The organism is Rhizobium sp. LjRoot254 (genome assembly GCF_964254105.1).
Taxonomy (GTDB): domain Bacteria; phylum Pseudomonadota; class Alphaproteobacteria; order Rhizobiales; family Rhizobiaceae; genus Rhizobium_E.
Window position 1 is genome coordinate 2,115,796 of sequence record NZ_CAXUSM020000001.1, and the last position, 17,071, is coordinate 2,132,866.

A 17,071-nucleotide genomic window follows, 5' to 3' on the forward strand; every position below is an offset into this window, starting at 1 on the left:
GGGTCAGGACGGGTCGAAAGCCTCGAAGGTGATCTGGTCGGCATTGGCCGCGCTGTGGGAGGCCTGTTTGGCGTTGCGCACCGTCCAGCTGATCACCGGAATGTTCTTGCTGCGCTGCAATGTAATATAGTCGTTCGGCAAATGCATGATGTTGTAGGAAATAAAATCGAGGCCGAGCTGCATGACCTGCTCATGAGCGATAAAATCCTCGGGTCTTACGCCCTCGGCGATCAGCCCCGCGGGGCGGGGGGATTCGAGTTCCTTTAGGTCCCTGAGCAGCCACTGGTCGAAGCTCATTAGCGCCACCGGGCCGCCATAGTCCTCGAGTTCTTCAAGAACGGATGAGGCGAAGCCTTCGTCGTCGCCTTCACGGCCCTTGAGTTCCAGCACCAACGGGACACGACCCTTGACCAGCCGAAGCAGTTGTTTGAGCGAAGGTATCTTGTCCTTAGTACCACCAATCGAGACCAGGCCGAGCTCGCTCGAGGACTTGGCCCGTACATCGCCCTTCATGTTGCAGAGACGCTCCATGTCGTCGTCGTGGAAGACGACGGGGGTAGCGTCCGCCACATATTGCAGGTCGCATTCGATGGCGAAGCCGCCGTCGATCGCCGCCTGGAAGGCCGACAACGTGTTTTCCCAGACCGTCTTGTTGCCGTCGTGCCGCCCGCGATGAGCGATCGGCTGGCGGATCAGCGCCTTGAGATCATCATGCATCAGGCGACTTCCAGGATCGCATCGATCTCGACGGATGCGTTGAGCGGCAGGGACGCCATGCCGACTGCAGCGCGAGCGTGCTTTCCGGCGTCGCCCAGCACATTGGCGAGCAGGTTGGAGGCGCCATTGGCGACCAGATGCTGCTCGTAGAAATCAGGCGTCGAGGACACCAGGACGGTGATCTTGACGACCCGCCTGATGCGTCCGAGATCGCCGAGCGCGGCCTGGGCCTGGGCAAGGATGTTGATCGCGCAGAGTTCGGCGGCGCGCTGACCCTCCGGCGTGTGGATGCCGGCGCCGAGCTGGCCGGTCGAGGCAAGCTTGCCATTCTCCATCGGCAACTGACCTGAGATGAACAGCTGGTTTCCGGTTTGCACGAAGGGCACGTAATTAGCGGCCGGTGCCGCCGCAACCGGCAATGTGATACCCAGCGAAGCGAGTTTCGCGTCGATTTCAGCGCTCATGGACCGTCTCTCCCGAAGATTTTTCTTTTACACCCGTGGCAGATCGGATATTTCGCCACTTTGTGCTTCTAATTAGCGGCATTGACGGCAGGTGCAACAGGAGAATTGGATGATTTCCGGACGGAACTTGATTGCCATATCCTTCGTGAGCCTCATGGCGAGCGCCGGCCTTCCATCGGCGGCGTTGGCATTGTCCAATCTCGTTCCCCATCGCGCGGTCTACAATCTCGAACTCAAGGATTCCGCTGAGAAATCAGGCATCACCTCGATGAACGGCCGCATGGTCTATGAGTTCACCGGCTCGGAATGCGAGGGTTACAAGGTCAATTTCCGCTTCGTGACGCAATCGGATGTCGGCGGAGAGAAGCGCGTCTCCGACCAGCAGAGCACGACATTCGAGGACACCCGCACCGGCCGCTTCGAATTCGAATCGAAATCCTACACCGACGAACGACTCGACAAGGAAGTACAGGGCCATGCCGAGGACCTGAAGGACAAACTCACCGTCGAACTGATGGAACCGAGCGAAAAACAGGTCGAATTGCAGCCCGGCCGGTTTCCCACCGAGCACATGCTGGAACTGATCAAGCGGGCGCGGGGCGGCGAGCATTTCTTCGAGGCGCGGGTCTTTGATGGCTCCGACAATGGCGACAAGACGGTCTATACAACGACCGTTGTCGGCGCGCCGATCGGGGTATTGCCCGGTGATCCCGATGCTGATTCCGCCGGCAAGCTCAAGGCGGAGAAGACGTGGCCGGTGACGATCGCCTATTTCAACGACGACGAGAAGGTCGACGGCTTGCCGACCTATCGCATGTCCTTCAAGCTTTATGAGAACGGCGTGTCGCGCGACCTGACCATGGACTACGGCGATTTCGCGCTGACAGGGCGTCTCGTCAAGCTCGACTTTCTTCCCGAGACGATCTGCCAGGCGAAGTGAGGTAAGCAAGTTACGCGCCATTTCGCGATCCCGGCCTGCATATTTTTCGCTGCCGGGGTTGCTTTCGAGCGGCCTTCGGTTTAAGGCCGCGCTCATTCCACACGTGAAGTCTGGGGCTTTCCGGGAGAAATCCGGTTCGCTCCACCCGGTGGCAGGCATCAAAACCTGCTTCAAGCTTCACGGAGGTTCAACCGGAAAAAGGATAACAAGGCATGGCATTGCCCGATTTTTCTATGCGCCAGCTTCTCGAGGCAGGCGTTCACTTCGGCCACCAGACTCACCGCTGGAACCCGAAAATGAAGCCGTTCATCTTTGGTGATCGCAGCGGCATCCACATCATCGACCTCGCACAGTCCGTCCCGATGCTGCATCAGGCGCTCAAGGTCATCAGCGACACCGTCGCCGGTGGCGGCCGCGTTCTGTTCGTCGGCACCAAGCGCCAGGCATCCGACCTGATCGCCGACGCTGCGCGCCGTTCCGCCCAGTATTATGTCAACTCGCGTTGGCTCGGCGGCATGATGACCAACTGGAAGACGATCTCGAACTCGATCCAGCGCCTGCGCAAGGTCGACGATATCCTCGCTTCTCAGGGCACGGGCTATTCCAAAAAGGAACGCCTGAACCTCGAGCGCGAACGCGAAAAGCTTGAAAAGGCCCTCGGCGGTATCCGTAACATGGGTGGCACGCCGGACCTCATGGTCGTCATCGACACCAACAAGGAAAAGATCGCCATCGATGAAGCCAAGCGCCTGGGTATCCCGGTCGTCGCGATCATCGACTCCAATTGCGATCCCGACCTGATCGATTACGCGATCCCGGGCAATGACGACGCCTCGCGCGCCATCGCGCTTTATTGCGACCTGTTTGCCCGCGCGGCCCTCGACGGCATTTCGCGCCAGCAGGGTGGCTCCGGTGTCGATCTCGGTGCTGCTGCCGAGCCGATCGCCGAAGAGACGCTGACCGCCGAATAAGGCATAGAGGAGCAGGGGCTTTACCGCCTCCGCTCCCATCAACTTTCAGGGCAGGGGCTGCGGGGGTTACCAATGCAGCCTTTGCCGTTAGATTATCCGGACGCCGGTCGTTAGCCTGTCACATGACTGTTACGCATCTGGATACACTCCGTCCCCAGTTCCGGCGGAAAGAGCGGCCCGGCTGATCCGGTCCCGCGCTTAGCGGACATAAAGAGGTTTGAAATGAGCACTATTACGGCTGAAATGGTCAAGATCCTGCGTGAGCGCACCGGCGCGGGCATGATGGACTGCAAGAAGGCGCTGACCGAAACCAGTGGCGACATGGAAGCCGCCGTCGACTGGCTGCGCGCCAAGGGCATTTCCAAGGCTGAGAAGAAGTCCGGCCGCACAGCGGCTGAAGGCTTGATCGGCATCGCTCCGGGTGGCCACAAGGCGGTCATCGTCGAAATCAATTCCGAGACCGACTTCGTTGCCCGCAACGAAGCCTTCCAGGATCTCGTTCGCGGTGTCGCCGCTGTCGCGCTCAACACCGACGGCAAAGTCGAGTCGGTTGCAGCCGCGACCTATCCGGCCACCGGCAAGTCTGTCGCTGACACCATCACCGACGCCATCGCGACGATCGGCGAGAACATGGCTCTGCGCCGCTCGGCCCTGCTCGAAGTGCCGCATGGCACGGTTGCGACCTATATGCACAACGCCGCCGGCGACGGCATCGGCAAGCTCGGCGTTCTCGTCGCGCTGAAGTCGGAAGGCGACAAGGAAGTGCTTTACTCGATCGGCCGCCAGGTCGCGATGCATATCGCAGCCACCAACCCGCTGGCGATCCGTCCGGAAGAAGTCGATCCGGCTGTTGCCGAGCGCGAGCGCAACGTGTTCATCGAACAGTCCCGCGCCTCGGGCAAGCCCGAGAACATCATCGAGAAGATGGTTGATGGCCGCATGCGCAAGTTCTTCGAAGAAGTCGCGCTTCTCTCGCAGGCCTTTGTCATGAACCCCGACGTCACCGTCGGCCAGGCGATCAAGGATGCCGAGAAGCTTGCCGGCGCCTCGATCGAAGTCACCGGCATGGCACGCCTGCTGCTGGGCGAAGGCGTCGAGAAGGAAGAAACCGATTTCGCGGCTGAAGTTGCCGCTGCGGTGAAGAAATAAGCCTTTCTGTTTGATTGACCAGGCATCATGATTCGACAGGGCACCGCGTGACAACGCGGTGCCCTTCGTGTATCCGCGACAGCAAGAGCAAGCGATTCCTGCATGCGGGTGCTGGAACGCACATCATGTTCCGGCGGATCGACGAAAATCCGCCCGCCGGCGCTTTGCCGCCGCAATTGGCTTGCAGGTGATCGCTGCCATCCCATATCCGGGCGCTGTGCCCATTTGATCGAATGCCGAGACGGGAGATACCATGACATCGAGCGCCATCTACAAACGTGTGTTGTTGAAATGCTCCGGCGAAGCGTTGATGGGGAGCCAGGGTTTCGGCATCGATGTTGCGGTTGCCGACCGCATCGCAGCTGACATTGCCGAGGCGAGGGCGCTTGGTGTCGAGGTGGGCGTGGTTGTCGGCGGCGGCAATATTTTCCGCGGCGTCGCCGTCGCCTCGAAGGGCGGAGACCGGGTGACCGGCGACCATATGGGCATGCTCGCGACCGTCATCAACGCGCTGGCGCTCGCGACGTCGCTGCGCAAACTGGACATCGATACCGTAGTGCTGTCGGCGATCGCAATGCCCGAGATTTGCGAAAGCTTCTCCCAGCGCGCGACGCTCTATCATCTCTCGCTCGGCCGCGTCGTGATTTTCGCCGGCGGCACCGGCAACCCCTTCTTCACCACGGACTCCGCAGCGGCTCTCCGCGGCGCGGAAATGGGTGCGGAAGCGATCTTCAAAGGCACCCAGGTCGACGGCATATACTCGGCCGATCCGAAGAAATACCCGGATGCCACGCGTTTCGACAGCCTGACGCATACCGAAATGCTCGAAAAGGGCCTCGCGGTAATGGATGTCGCGGCCGTTGCGCTGGCGCGCGAGAACCACATCCCGATCATCGTGTTTTCCATCCACGAAAAGGGTGAATTCTCGAAAATCTTGACCGGCAGCGGTCGCCGGACCATCGTAAAAGACAATTGACAGAAAATGGCCTGATTCCCGGGCAACTGACGGGAGCAGGTGTCGGGGACAGGAGTTGGCCATGAGCAGTATCGAACTTACGGAAATCAAGCGGCGCATGGACGGCGCGATCAGTGCGTTCAAGAGCGACATAGCGAGCCTGCGTACAGGCCGCGCTTCCGCCAACGTGCTCGATCCCGTCACCGTCGAGGCCTACGGCGCGCGCATGCCGCTGAACCAGGTCGCCAACATCACTGTTCCAGAGCCGAGGATGCTGTCCGTGTCGGTCTGGGACCGTTCGATGGTCAAGGCGGTCGAGCAGGCCATCCGAGAATCCAATCTGGGCCTCAACCCGATCGTCGAGGGCCAGAACATGCGCATACCCTTGCCGGAGCTCAACGAGGAGCGCCGCAAGTCGCTCGTCAAGGTCGCCCATGAATATGCCGAAAAGGCCAAGGTCGCCGCCCGTCACGTGCGCCGCGACGGCATGGACGGCTTCAAGAAGGCCGAGAAAGACGGCAAGATGAGCCAGGACGACAGCCGGGTGAATTCCGACAAGGTGCAGAAGATGACGGATGATACGATCACCGAAATCGATCGCTTGCTTCACGACAAGGAAAAGGAAATCATGCAGGTGTAAGTATTTCGAAAGATCGCTTGGTCATTCTTGGCCAGGCGTGGCATCGGAATTGCGATGAGCTTGCAAAGCGGAAATCCTCAATGATCAACAGACAATTGGTTCGGATCCCAGAGCATGTTGCCATTATCATGGATGGCAATGGCCGCTGGGCTCAGCAGCGAGGACTGCCGCGTGCCATGGGGCACCGCAAAGGGGTCGAGGCCGTTCGCGACGTGGTGCGCGAAGCTGGCGACGTCGGAATATCCTATCTCACCCTGTTTGCCTTCTCCTCGGAGAACTGGTCGCGGCCTGAGGCCGAAGTCACCGATCTCATGGGCCTGCTCAAGGCGTTTATCCGCCGCGACTTGGCTGACCTTCACAGCAAGAACGTCCGCATCCGGGTGATCGGTTCGCGCGACAATCTGCGTAGCGACATCCTGCCGTTGCTCATCGAGGCGGAAGAGACGACGCGCCACAATACCGGTCTGACGCTGGTCATCGCATTCAACTACGGCGCCCGCGACGAGATCGTCCGTGCGACGAAGAAGCTGGCCGAGAAGGTTGCGCGCGGTGAGATCGCCGCTGCCGATATCGATTCACAGGCGATCGAGAACCAGCTCGACACTCGCGGCATTCCGGATCCGGATCTCGTCATCCGGACATCGGGCGAAGAGCGGCTTTCGAACTTCCTGCTTTGGCAGGCAGCCTATGCCGAACTGCTGTTCGTGCCCGAATTCTGGCCCGATTTCAGCCGCGATATCTTTCACGCCGCACTCGAGACCTATGCGCGCAGAGACCGGCGATTCGGCGGCGTTGCGCCCGTGGCAGCGGCTGCGGTCTCCTGATGAACCCCGAACTTCGCCTGCGAATCGTCTCCGGCATCGTGCTTGCCGCGGTGGCGCTCTGTGCGACCTGGCTGGGCGGCGTGGCCTTCAGCCTGCTTGCAGCGGTGATTGCGCTTCTGGTTTTCTACGAATGGACGACGATCACCGGACATTTGCCGCGCGAACGGTTCACGATGTTCGGCTGGGCGGCGATGATCCTGATCGTCGGGCAGTTTCTCTGGTATGGCCCGAAGGTCGGCACGATACCGAGCCTGGCGCTGCTGGTCGGGTTTACCGTCGTCTGCGCCGTCATCGCAGCCGTCAGAGGCAAGAGCCAGTGGCTGGCAGCCGGCGTATTCTATGCCGGTCTCTCCGGCATTTCATTGGCCGCTCTGCGTGAATTCGGTGGCATCACCACCATCGTCTTCCTCTTCGCGGTGGTCTGGGCGACGGACATCCTGGCCTATTTTGTCGGTCGCGCGATCGGCGGACCCAAGCTGGCGCCCAAGATATCGCCGGGCAAGACCTGGTCGGGTGCGATCGGCGGCACAGTGTCGGGCGTTATCGCAGGCTGTATCGTGGTGTGGCTTGCGGGCGAGGGTCTTTCGATCTGGCATGTTCTGATCACCGCAGTGCTTTCCATCGGCTCGCAGATCGGCGATCTGTTCGAATCCTATATCAAGCGGCGCTTCGGCGTGAAGGATTCGAGCCATCTGATTCCCGGCCATGGTGGTGTCATGGACCGCGTGGACGGGCTTGTTTTCGCCTGTTTTCTGGCGTTTCTGGGCGGCTTGGCGGTTGCCGTGGCGAGCGGACAGTTGGCGACAGCTACGGGCTAGCTTATATCAGGCATATGGTCCGCGCTGCCTGCGGCAAAATCTAGGACGTTTTCTGAATGACCGGACTTCTAAGCAATCAATTGGCCTTGATGGTCCCGGCATTCCTGCTGGTGATTTCGCTGATCGTGTTCATCCATGAGATGGGCCACTATCTGGTCGGCCGTTGGAGCGGCATCCGGATCATGGCCTTCTCGTTCGGATTCGGGCCCGAGCTTTGGGGCTTCACCGACAAGCACGGCACGCGCTGGAAGATATCCGCCATTCCGCTCGGCGGCTACGTGCGATTCTACGGCGATGCGGATGCGGCCAGCACGCCCGACTTCGAGGCGCTCGACGAATTGCCGCCCGAGGAGCGCGCCAGGACCTTCACCGGCGCCAAGCTCTGGAAGCGCGCCGCGACCGTGGCCGCCGGCCCAATTGCCAACTTCCTGCTGGCGATCGTTATCCTGTCCGGCATCTTCATGGCCTACGGCAAGTTCGCCGCCGATCCGATCGTCGCGCAGGTGAAGCCGGACAGCGCCGCGGCGGAGGCGGGAATCATCCCGGGCGATCTCCTCGTCAGCATCGACGGCAACCCGATCGTCACCTTCGACGACGTTCAGCGCTATGTCAGCATCCGCCCGAGCGTGCCGATGACCTTGACGGTCAAGCGCCAAGGCGAGGCCGTCAACATTCCAATCACGCCGAAGCTGACCGAGATCAAGGATCGTTTCGGCAACAAGATCGAGCTGGGAATCATCGGCATCGTCATCGACAAGAATGGCGGCAATCTACGTGTCGTGCATTTCACGCCGCTCGAGGCAGTGGCGGAGGCGGTGCGGGAGACCGGACACATCGTCACGAGCACGTTCCGCTATATCGGCAACATTTTCGCCGGCCGCATGAAGGCCGACCAGCTCGGCGGGCCGATTGCTGTCGCGCAAGCCGCAGGGCAGGTGGCGACGCTTGGAATTATTGCGCTTTTGCATCTTGCCGCAGTTCTTTCGGTTTCGATCGGATTGCTCAACCTTATGCCGGTTCCGGTACTTGATGGCGGCCATCTAATGTTTTATGCGGTAGAGGCGCTCAGGGGAAAACCGGTCGGGGAGACCGCGCAAGGGGTCTTGTTCCGGGTCGGAATGTTCCTCGTGCTGTCATTGATGGTTTTCGTGACGTGGAACGACATCACCAGGAACATTTCCAACTGGCTCGGGTGATAACGAACTATTACAAGACAAGGAAATATTTACCTTAATTCGGTGTTGGCGTGGCCATTACGTCACGCTTCGGAACGAAGTAAATAGAATTTAACCAACTCACTTGCTTGTATGGGAAAAGCGGTTAAAACGGCGGAGTGGCCTGGATGGGGTGCCTAAGCGGCTGTCCGGGTAACGGGAAAAGGGTATGAAGTTAATGAATGGTAGTTCGAGATTTCTGAACGCGGCGTCTGCGATCGCGATGACCGCCGGTGTTTTGACATCTGCCGGAACAATGGTGCTGGTCAATCCCGTTACAGCCCAGGCAGCAGTCATCCGCAACATCTCGGTTCGTGGTGCCGAACGCACGGGCGACGATACGGTACGGTCAAGCCTGACGATCGTTCCCGGCAAGGACTTCTCGAACGCCGATATAGACCTGTCGATCAAGCGCCTTTATGCAACCGGTCTTTTCTCCGACGTGCGGATCACCGTGTCCGGTGGAACGCTCGTCGTCGTCGTCAACGAGAATCAACTGGTCAATCAGGTCGTTTTCAACGGCAACCGCAAGATCAAGGACGACAAGCTCATCGGGATGGTGAAGACGCAGCCGCTCGGACCCTACAGCGAATCGCTGATCGAGGCGGATTTGCAGTCGTTGCGCCGGGCCTATGCGGCGATCGGGCGGTCTGATGTCGAGATCACCACGCAGACCGCCCCTGTCGGCGAAGGTCGCGTGAACGTTGCCTTCGTCATCAACGAGGGCGGTCGCACAAAGATCGATACGATCAATTTCGAGGGCAATGAGCACTACAGCGATTTCCGCCTGCGCGCGGTCCTCACGACGAAGCAATCGGGCTGGTTCTCGTTCCTCACCCGCAAGGACATCTATAACGAGGACAAACTGCGCGCCGACGAAGAAGCGCTGCGCCTGTTCTACTACAATCACGGCTATGCCGACTTCAGGGTGCTTTCATCCGACGCGACGCTCGATCCGGCGACCAATACCTATGTCGTGACAATCAATGTCGATGAAGGCCAACGCTATGAATTCGGTCCCGTCAATGTCGAGAGTACCGTCGATGGCGTCGATCCCGATGAGCTCAAGGGCCTTGCGGAATCGCGCGAAGGCAAGATCTATCGCGCCCGTGACGTGCAGGATTCGATCAGCGAGATTTCAAAGCGTGTCGCTGCTGCCGGTTACCCCTTCGCCCGCGTGACCCCGCGCGGCAATCGCGACATGGCAGGCAAGACGATCGCAGTCGATTATCTGGTCGATCAGGGCGAGCGCGCCTATGTCGAGCGGATCGAGATTCGTGGCAACACCGCCACCCGCGACTATGTCATCCGTCGCGAATTCGACATGGCGGAAGGCGATGCCTTCAACCAGGAACGTGTCGCCGAAGCCAAGCGCCGTCTTGAGCGTTTGGGCTACTTCCAGAAGGTCGACATCTCCACTCAGCCGGGCAGCGCGCCTGATCGCGTCGTCGTGGTCGTGGATGTCGTCGATCAGTCGACCGGCAGCTTCGGCATTGGCGGCGGCTATGCGACGGGTGGCGAAGGCTTCATCATCGAAGCGTCGATCGAAGAAAAGAACTTCCTCGGCCGCGGCCAGTATATCCGCGTGTCGGCGAGCGGTGGTGCGGAGACGCGCAACTATTCCATCTCGTTCACCGAGCCCTATTTCCTTGGTTACCGCCTTGCCGCTGGCTTTGATCTGTTCAAGTCGTCCAGCTCGATCGAGAATAACTACGCGTACGAGGACCAGGGCTTCTCGCTGCGTGTCTCGGCGCCGATCACCAACGATCTATCGACGACGTTCCGCTATAATTACAAAGAGGTGAAATATACCAGTGACGCCTATGGCAGGCTTTCGGCACCCTACAAGGACGTTGTCGATGGAAGCCCTTGGGTTCAGTCCTCGGTTTCCAACGCCTTGACCTACAATACGCTCGACACGGCGGTGCTGCCACATGAGGGCATCTTGGCCTCGCTGACCCAGGAATTTGCCGGGCTCGGCGGTGATTCCGACTTCTACAAGATCAGCGGTCGTGCTCGCGGCTATTATACCGTGTCGGACGACATGGATCTCGTCGGTTCGCTTTCGGCATCCGCGGGCCATGTGATCTCGACAACGGGCGGCCATCTGAACCTGTTTGATCAGTTCTCCCTGGACTCAAATGATATCCGCGGCTTTGCCGACTCCGGTATAGGTCCGCGCATGCGCGGCGATGCCATCGGCGGCACGACCTATGCCACGGCTTCCGCCGAAGCATCATTCCCGTTGCCGGGCATCTCTCAGGATGCTGGCTTCCGCGGCGCCTTCTTTATCGATACCGGTACGCTCTTCGGTAACGACGTGAAGATCCGCCAACCGTCAAAGGGCAAGTTGACCGGCGCCGCCATGGATTGGCGGGTAGCGACGGGTGCCAGCTTGATCTGGGCGTCGCCATTCGGCCCACTGCGTATTGACTATGCGATCCCGGTGGTCAAGCAGGACAAGGACATCATCCAGAACCTGAAGTTCGGCATCTCGACCGCCTTCTGATGAACATACGGTCCGGTGCAGCATCCGGTGCGGCACTGGGATGGAGCATGATGATCCGTTCGGAATTCTTTCCTCCCCACAAGGGCATGCGGCTTGCCGACTTCGCTGTGTCGCTCGATCTGCGTCTCGTCGACAGCCGTGCATCCGACAAGCTCGTGAATGCCGTCTCGCCGATTTATCGCGGCATCGAGGGCGACGTTTGCTACATGCTGAGCCGCAAGAGCCGTGTCGAACTGGAGACTTGCAACGCCACGGCGATCATTTGTGCCGAGCCGCTGGCCTCCCTCGTACCCGGCCATATCACCGTCCTGATTTCCACCAATCCGCATCTGGCTTTCGCGCGTGCGGGCGCGCTTCTGCATCCAGACGCGCTAAAGCCGGCGGCCAATGTGCAAGCTGAGGGTGTCAGCCCTCAGGCGATCGTGCATCCCAGTGCCAAGCTGGAATCCGGTGTGGTCGTCGAACCCTTCGCGATTATCGGCGCACATGCCTCGATCGGCGAAGGCTCGCGTATCGGGGCGGGCGCCGTGCTGGGTGAACATGTCAAGATCGGCCGGGAATGCTCGATCGGGGCACATGCAAGCGTGCTATGCAGCTATGTCGGCAACAACGTCATCATTCACAACGGCGCGCGCATCGGCCAGGACGGGTTCGGCTACGCGCCGGGTCCACGTGGGATGGAAAAGATCGTGCAGATCGGCCGGGTCGTTATCCAGGATCACGTCGAGATCGGCGCGAATTCGACGATCGATCGCGGCACGATGGACGATACAATCATCGGCGAGGGCTCCAAGATCGACAATAACGTGATGATCGGCCACAATGTGAAGATCGGCAGGCATTGCGGCATCGTCGCCGGTGTCGGGATTGCCGGCAGCACCAGGATCGGCGACGGCGTGCTGATCGGCGGCAAGACCGGGATCACCGGGCACATCACGATCGGCGACGGCGTGCAGCTTGCGGGGATGACGGGTGTTGCCACGGACCTGCCGGCGGGTGGAAAATATGGCGGCATTCCGGCGAGGCCGATCAAGGACTTCCTGCGGGACTCGGTCGAGATGCTGGCCAAGACGGAGCTGAACCGGAGAAAGGGAAAGAAGACACATGAGTGAGGATACGAAAACCACGCTCGGAACAGCGGATATCATGGAGATCATGAAGCTCCTGCCGCATCGCTATCCCTTCTTGCTTGTTGACAAGATCATCGAGATCAACGGCGACGACTCCGCCATCGGAATCAAGAATGTAACGGCTAACGAGCCCCAGTTCATGGGCCACTTTCCCGGCAATCCAATCATGCCCGGCGTGCTGCTCATCGAGGCGATGGCGCAGACGGCAGGTGCCATTTGCGCGCGCAAGGTCGTGGGCGAAACCAGCCTCGTCTATTTCATGACGATCGACAATGCCCGCTTCCGCAAGCCGGTCGTGCCCGGTGATCGCGTCGAATTCCACGTGACCAAGCAGAAGCAGCGCGGCAATATCTGGAAGTTCCATTGCGACGCGATGGTCGATGGCCAGAAGGTCGCGGAAGCTGACGTCGGCGCCATGATGGTCCCTCAGGGTCGGAAATAATGGCAATCTCGAAAACCGCCCGGATCCATCCGCTCGCCCTCATCGAGGACGGCGCGGTGATCGGCGACAATGTAACGATCGGCCCGTTCTGCCACATCGGGCCGAAGGTAACGCTCGGTGCCGGCTGCGAACTCATCAGCCACGTCGTGGTGATAGGGCGCACGACAATCGGCAGCGGCTGCAAGATCCACCCGACCGCGGTGATCGGCGGCGATCCGCAGAGCGTGCATCACGCCGGCGAAGAGACCACCCTCGACATCGGCGACAACTGCACCATGCGCGAAGGCGTCACGATCAACACTGGCACGGCAGGCGGCGGCGGTCGCACTGTCGTCGGCAACAACAACCTGTTCCTAGCCTGCTCGCATGTCGCGCATGATTGCCATCTCGGCAACGACATCATCATGTCGAACGCCGTTCTGCTTGCCGGCCATGTGACGATCGAGGACCGCGTCATTCTCGGTGGCGGCTCCGCTGTCCATCAGTTCACACGCATCGGCCGCCAAGCTTTCGTCGGCGGCTTGTCGGGCGTCGCCTATGACGTGATTCCCTATGGCATGCTGAACGGCAATCCCGGCGCGTTGGCTGGGCTGAATGTCGTAGGCATGACGCGCGCCGGCATGGACCGGCCGACAATCCATCGCGTGCGCAAGGCCTATAAGGAAATATTCGACGGCGGGGGTTCCGTCCGTTCGAATGCCGCCCGCATAAGGGATGACTTCCTTGATTGCCCGCCGGCGCTGGAAATCCTGGATTTCATCGCCGCGGATGCGGATCGGGCGCTTTCCTCGCCCAACCGAACAAAATCCTGAGGTGACGCTTGGACCGGCGGGACAACCAGGGCCGGTTGGCGATCGTCGCGGGCAGCGGCAGGCTGCCGCTCTATGTCGCTGAGGCGGCGCGCGGCCGCGACGACGAACCCTATATCTTTGCGATCAAAGGCGAATCGACGACCGACTGGTCGGCTTTCGACCACACCGATCTTGGTATTGGCGACATTGCGGGCCTCAAGCGGATTTCCGCCGAAAAGCAGATCGGCCGGATCGTCCTCTCCGGTGGCGTGCGGGTGCGGCCGGCATGGAACGAGATCCGGCTGAACCTCGGCACGATCTGGCGCCTTCCAAAGCTCATGCGCACGCTGATGCATGGCGGCGACAATCTGGTGCTGACCACGGCGATCGGCCTTCTCGAAGGTGACGGACGCCGGGTGATCGGTGCCCAGGATATCGCACCGGGACTGGTCGCGGAATTAGGTCCGCTCGGGCAGCATGCGCCCGACCGGCAAGCGGAAGCCGATATAAGGATATCGATCGAAGCTGCGCGACTGCTCGGGGAACTCGACATAGGGCAGGGTGTGATCGCGGTTGGCGGGCGTGTGGTGGCACTCGAAGGACCTGAAGGCACGGATTCCATGATCGGCCGCATCAACGAGCTCAGGACACGGGAGCGGATTTCGGCGACGCGTCCCGGCGTGCTGGTCAAGCTTTGCAAGCCGAGCCAGGATATCCGCGTCGACCTTCCCTCGGCGGGCCTATCGACAATCCGCAATGCGCACGAAGCCGGCCTGTCAGGCATAGCCCTGGAAGCGGGCCGGTCGCTGCTGCTCGATCGCCAGGACGTCATCGACTTCGCCGACAGTCACGGGATGTTCGTGACGGGCATCGATCCCGATGCCTATGGAGCGGCGCGATGACGCTGAAGATCGCGGTCATTGCGGGCGAGAGTTCCGGCGATCTCCTGGGTGCCGGCATGGTCGCGGAAATCAAGCGGCTGACTGGTGAAGACGTTGAATTCATGGGCGTCGGCGGCCCGGCGCTTGCCGCAGAGGGCCTGGTCTCGCTCTTCGACTTCAGCGATACGGCCATCATGGGCATATCGGCCGTGCTGACGCGGCTTCCGACTCTCATCAAGCGCATAAACCAGACTGTATCGGCCGTCGTCGCGGCAAGGCCGGATGCGCTTGTTATCATTGATAGTCCGGGCTTTACCCACAGGGTGGCAAAGAAGGTGCGCAAGCAGATTCCAGGGCTGCCGGTGATACAATATGTCTGCCCGACGGTGTGGGCGTGGAAGCCATATCGTGCCAGGCGGATGATCGCCTATGTCGATCATGTCCTAGCGATATTGCCGTTTGAGCCCGAGGCGATGGAGCGGCTGGGCGGCCCTCCCACGACCTATGTCGGTCATCGGCTGAGAACACTGAAAGATGTGCTCGAAGCGCGTTCGCACAATGCTTCAAGAATTGTCCCTGCCGGATCAGCGAGAACGATCCTTCTGCTTCCCGGATCGCGCGTCACGGAGATCAGCCGGCTTCTGCCCATTTTCAGGGAGACGGCGGAGTTCCTGTCGTCGCGCGGCCAATACCGCTTCATCATGCCGACCGTGCCGCACCAGGAGACGCGCGTCCGTGAAATGACGGCGGATTGGCCGGTCAAGCCGGAGATCGTCGTCGGGGAAACAGGCAAATGGGAAGCTTTCCGCCAGGCCGATGCCGCTCTTGCTGCCGCCGGTACGGTGTTGTTCGAACTCGCCCTGACCGGCATTCCCACCATTGCGACCTATAAGACGGATATCTTCATCCGCATGATCATGAGCCGTATCAAGACATGGTCAGGCGCGCTTCCGAACCTGATCGCGGATTATCCCGTATTTCCTGAATTCTATGACCAATTCCTGCGGCCGCAAATGCTCGGCCGCTGGCTGGAACGGCTCTCGACGGATACGCCGCAGCGTGCTGCCGTGCTGGCGGGTTGCCGGACAGTCTTCGAGAATCTGACGACCGACAAGGGCGCCAGCGAACATGCCGCCGAGATCGTGCTCGCCTTGGCGCAAAGAAAAAGCCCGGCGCGGTAGCCGGGCTCGATCAAGTCAAATCCAGTTGGCGGCTCAGCCGCGCTTGGACACCGGCACATAGTCGCGCGGCGGCTCGCCGACATAGAGCTGGCGCGGGCGGCCGATACGCTGGTCCGGGTCTTCGATCATCTCGTTCCACTGCGCGATCCAGCCGACGGTACGGGCGAGCGCGAAGAGCACGGTGAACATTTCGGTCGGGAAGCCCATCGCCGACAGTGTGATGCCGGAATAGAAATCGATGTTCGGATAGAGCTTCTTTTCGATGAAATATTCGTCCGAGAGCGCGATGCGTTCGAGTTCCATGGCCACTTCGAGCAGCGGGTCGTCCTTGACGCCGAGTTCTCCGAGCACTTCATGCGTGGTCTTCTGCATGATCTTGGCGCGCGGATCGTAGTTCTTGTAGACGCGGTGGCCGAAGCCCATCAGGCGGAACGGATCGTTCTTGTCCTTGGCCTTGGCGATATATTCCGGAATGCGGTCGGCGGTGCCGATCTCGCGCAGCATGTTGAGCGCGGCCTCATTGGCGCCGCCATGGGCGGGACCCCAGAGGCAGGCGATGCCGGCAGCGATACAGGCGAACGGGTTGGCGCCCGAAGAGCCGGCGAGCCGCACGGTCGAGGTCGAGGCGTTCTGCTCGTGGTCGGCATGCAGGATGAAGATGCGGTCCATGGCGCGGGCCAGGACCGGATTGACCACATATTCCTCGCAGGGAACGGCAAAGCACATGCGCAGGAAGTTCGACGCGTAATCGAGGTCGTTCTTGGGATAAACGAAGGGCTGACCGATGTGGTACTTGTAGGCCATCGCCGCAATCGTCGGCATCTTGGCGACCATGCGCAGGCTCGCCACCATGCGCTGATGCGGGTCGGTGATATCCGTCGAGTCGTGATAGAAGGCCGACAACGCGCCGACGCAGCCGCACATGACGGCCATCGGATGGGCGTCGCGACGGAAGCCGGTGAAGAAGCGGCTCATCTGTTCGTGCACCATGGTGTGATGCGTGACGCGGTAGTCGAAATCCGCCTTCTGCGTCGCGGTCGGCAGTTCTCCGTAAAGAAGCAGATAGCAGACCTCGAGGAAGTCGCCATGCTCGGCGAGCTGGTCGATCGGGTAGCCGCGGTGGAGCAGCATGCCCTCGTCGCCATCGATATAGGTGATCTTGGACTCGCAGGACGCGGTCGACGTAAAACCCGGATCGTAAGTAAAGGCGTGGGTGTTCTTGTAGAGCGGCCCAATATCAACAACATCAGGACCGATGGAGCCCGATCGGACCGGAAGTTCGACCGTCTTTTCATTGAATGTAAGAACCGCTTTTTTGTCAGCCATGAATGCCTCCGGTCTGGGTCGAGGACGGTGGGGGACATCGTCCGTTTTTGCGATTTTTTGCTATAGTATGTAGGCGGTTATGCCAAGCATTGCCAATGATTATTGCTGCATCGCCATAT

Annotated in this window: 17 protein-coding genes; 14 read left to right on the plus strand and 3 right to left on the minus strand. The window is 60.4% G+C overall.

From position 1 onward, the window contains the following. Positions 1-3: 3 nt before the first annotated feature. A complete protein-coding gene (locus ACSQ26_RS10390; protein ID WP_436008459.1) occupies positions 4-717 on the minus strand; it encodes a glycerophosphodiester phosphodiesterase in 714 nt (237 codons plus the stop codon). Then, positions 717-1,181: a RidA family protein gene (locus ACSQ26_RS10395; RefSeq protein ID WP_436008460.1), complete on the minus strand. Its 465-nt coding sequence runs from the start codon at positions 1,179-1,181 to the stop codon at positions 717-719. The genes ACSQ26_RS10390 and ACSQ26_RS10395 overlap by 1 nt, the downstream gene beginning before the upstream one ends. A 109-nt stretch (positions 1,182-1,290) precedes the next feature. On the opposite strand from ACSQ26_RS10395, the gene ACSQ26_RS10400 reads away from it, so the two are divergent. The 14 genes from ACSQ26_RS10400 (at position 1,291) to ACSQ26_RS10465 (ending at position 15,626) form a co-directional block, all read left to right on the plus strand. Beyond that, positions 1,291-2,121 (plus strand): cell envelope integrity EipB family protein, encoded by an 831-nt coding sequence (locus ACSQ26_RS10400; protein WP_436008461.1) that lies wholly within the window; start codon positions 1,291-1,293, stop codon positions 2,119-2,121. A gap of 212 nt (positions 2,122-2,333) precedes the next feature. Then, the gene (gene rpsB / locus ACSQ26_RS10405; RefSeq protein ID WP_436008462.1) at positions 2,334-3,092 is read left to right on the plus strand and encodes a 30S ribosomal protein S2; all 759 of its coding nucleotides are present in this window, start codon (positions 2,334-2,336) and stop codon (positions 3,090-3,092) included. Between the two features lie 222 nt (positions 3,093-3,314). Continuing rightward, entirely contained in the window at positions 3,315-4,241 is a 927-nt protein-coding gene (gene tsf / locus ACSQ26_RS10410; protein ID WP_258162066.1) for a translation elongation factor Ts, read from the plus strand. A 253-nt stretch (positions 4,242-4,494) separates the two neighbouring features. After that, complete coding sequence (pyrH, locus tag ACSQ26_RS10415; RefSeq protein ID WP_258162065.1) at positions 4,495-5,217, plus strand: UMP kinase; 723 nt, start codon at positions 4,495-4,497, stop codon at positions 5,215-5,217. 61 nt (positions 5,218-5,278) lie between these two features. Then, on the plus strand, positions 5,279-5,836 hold the full coding sequence (gene frr, locus ACSQ26_RS10420) for a ribosome recycling factor (RefSeq protein WP_258162064.1): 558 nt from the start codon (positions 5,279-5,281) through the stop codon (positions 5,834-5,836). Positions 5,837-5,916: 80 nt separating this feature from the next. Further along, positions 5,917-6,660, plus strand: a complete 744-nt coding sequence (locus ACSQ26_RS10425) for an isoprenyl transferase (RefSeq protein WP_436008464.1) — start codon at positions 5,917-5,919, stop codon at positions 6,658-6,660. Continuing rightward, positions 6,660-7,478, plus strand: a complete 819-nt coding sequence (locus ACSQ26_RS10430) for a phosphatidate cytidylyltransferase (protein WP_436008466.1) — start codon at positions 6,660-6,662, stop codon at positions 7,476-7,478. The genes ACSQ26_RS10425 and ACSQ26_RS10430 overlap by 1 nt, the downstream gene beginning before the upstream one ends. 56 nt (positions 7,479-7,534) lie before the next feature. After that, entirely contained in the window at positions 7,535-8,674 is a 1,140-nt protein-coding gene (rseP, locus tag ACSQ26_RS10435) for an RIP metalloprotease RseP (protein ID WP_436008468.1), read from the plus strand. A gap of 196 nt (positions 8,675-8,870) precedes the next feature. Further along, a complete protein-coding gene (gene bamA / locus ACSQ26_RS10440) occupies positions 8,871-11,201 on the plus strand; it encodes an outer membrane protein assembly factor BamA (protein ID WP_436015195.1) in 2,331 nt (776 codons plus the stop codon). A gap of 50 nt (positions 11,202-11,251) precedes the next feature. Beyond that, complete coding sequence (gene lpxD, locus ACSQ26_RS10445; protein WP_436015197.1) at positions 11,252-12,313, plus strand: UDP-3-O-(3-hydroxymyristoyl)glucosamine N-acyltransferase; 1,062 nt, start codon at positions 11,252-11,254, stop codon at positions 12,311-12,313. Beyond that, positions 12,306-12,773, plus strand: a complete 468-nt coding sequence (fabZ, locus tag ACSQ26_RS10450) for a 3-hydroxyacyl-ACP dehydratase FabZ (protein WP_436008470.1) — start codon at positions 12,306-12,308, stop codon at positions 12,771-12,773. Before lpxD ends, fabZ begins: the two co-directional genes overlap by 8 nt. Then, the gene (gene lpxA / locus ACSQ26_RS10455; protein ID WP_436008471.1) at positions 12,773-13,585 is read left to right on the plus strand and encodes an acyl-ACP--UDP-N-acetylglucosamine O-acyltransferase; all 813 of its coding nucleotides are present in this window, start codon (positions 12,773-12,775) and stop codon (positions 13,583-13,585) included. Before fabZ ends, lpxA begins: the two co-directional genes overlap by 1 nt. A gap of 8 nt (positions 13,586-13,593) precedes the next feature. Continuing rightward, entirely contained in the window at positions 13,594-14,466 is an 873-nt protein-coding gene (locus ACSQ26_RS10460) for an LpxI family protein (RefSeq protein WP_436008473.1), read from the plus strand. After that, positions 14,463-15,626: a lipid-A-disaccharide synthase gene (locus tag ACSQ26_RS10465; protein ID WP_436008475.1), complete on the plus strand. Its 1,164-nt coding sequence runs from the start codon at positions 14,463-14,465 to the stop codon at positions 15,624-15,626. Before ACSQ26_RS10460 ends, ACSQ26_RS10465 begins: the two co-directional genes overlap by 4 nt. Positions 15,627-15,659: 33 nt before the next feature. On the opposite strand, the gene gltA is transcribed toward ACSQ26_RS10465, so the two are convergent. Continuing rightward, positions 15,660-16,952, minus strand: a complete 1,293-nt coding sequence (gene gltA, locus ACSQ26_RS10470; RefSeq protein ID WP_436008477.1) for a citrate synthase — start codon at positions 16,950-16,952, stop codon at positions 15,660-15,662. Between the last annotated feature and the right edge of the window lie 119 nt (positions 16,953-17,071).

Coding starts and splice junctions, on each gene's coding strand:
- lpxD (WP_436015197.1), top strand. CDS start 11,252: ATGATCCGTTCGGAATTCTTTCCTCCCCACAAGGGCATGCGGCTTGCC.
- frr (WP_258162064.1), top strand. CDS start 5,279: ATGAGCAGTATCGAACTTACGGAAATCAAGCGGCGCATGGACGGCGCG.
- gltA (WP_436008477.1), bottom strand. CDS start 16,952: ATGGCTGACAAAAAAGCGGTTCTTACATTCAATGAAAAGACGGTCGAA.
- ACSQ26_RS10400 (WP_436008461.1), top strand. CDS start 1,291: ATGATTTCCGGACGGAACTTGATTGCCATATCCTTCGTGAGCCTCATG.
- ACSQ26_RS10430 (WP_436008466.1), top strand. CDS start 6,660: ATGAACCCCGAACTTCGCCTGCGAATCGTCTCCGGCATCGTGCTTGCC.
- pyrH (WP_258162065.1), top strand. CDS start 4,495: ATGACATCGAGCGCCATCTACAAACGTGTGTTGTTGAAATGCTCCGGC.
- tsf (WP_258162066.1), top strand. CDS start 3,315: ATGAGCACTATTACGGCTGAAATGGTCAAGATCCTGCGTGAGCGCACC.
- rseP (WP_436008468.1), top strand. CDS start 7,535: ATGACCGGACTTCTAAGCAATCAATTGGCCTTGATGGTCCCGGCATTC.
- rpsB (WP_436008462.1), top strand. CDS start 2,334: ATGGCATTGCCCGATTTTTCTATGCGCCAGCTTCTCGAGGCAGGCGTT.
- lpxA (WP_436008471.1), top strand. CDS start 12,773: ATGGCAATCTCGAAAACCGCCCGGATCCATCCGCTCGCCCTCATCGAG.
- ACSQ26_RS10465 (WP_436008475.1), top strand. CDS start 14,463: ATGACGCTGAAGATCGCGGTCATTGCGGGCGAGAGTTCCGGCGATCTC.
- ACSQ26_RS10390 (WP_436008459.1), bottom strand. CDS start 717: ATGCATGATGATCTCAAGGCGCTGATCCGCCAGCCGATCGCTCATCGC.
- bamA (WP_436015195.1), top strand. CDS start 8,871: ATGAATGGTAGTTCGAGATTTCTGAACGCGGCGTCTGCGATCGCGATG.
- fabZ (WP_436008470.1), top strand. CDS start 12,306: ATGAGTGAGGATACGAAAACCACGCTCGGAACAGCGGATATCATGGAG.
- ACSQ26_RS10395 (WP_436008460.1), bottom strand. CDS start 1,181: ATGAGCGCTGAAATCGACGCGAAACTCGCTTCGCTGGGTATCACATTG.
- ACSQ26_RS10425 (WP_436008464.1), top strand. CDS start 5,917: ATGATCAACAGACAATTGGTTCGGATCCCAGAGCATGTTGCCATTATC.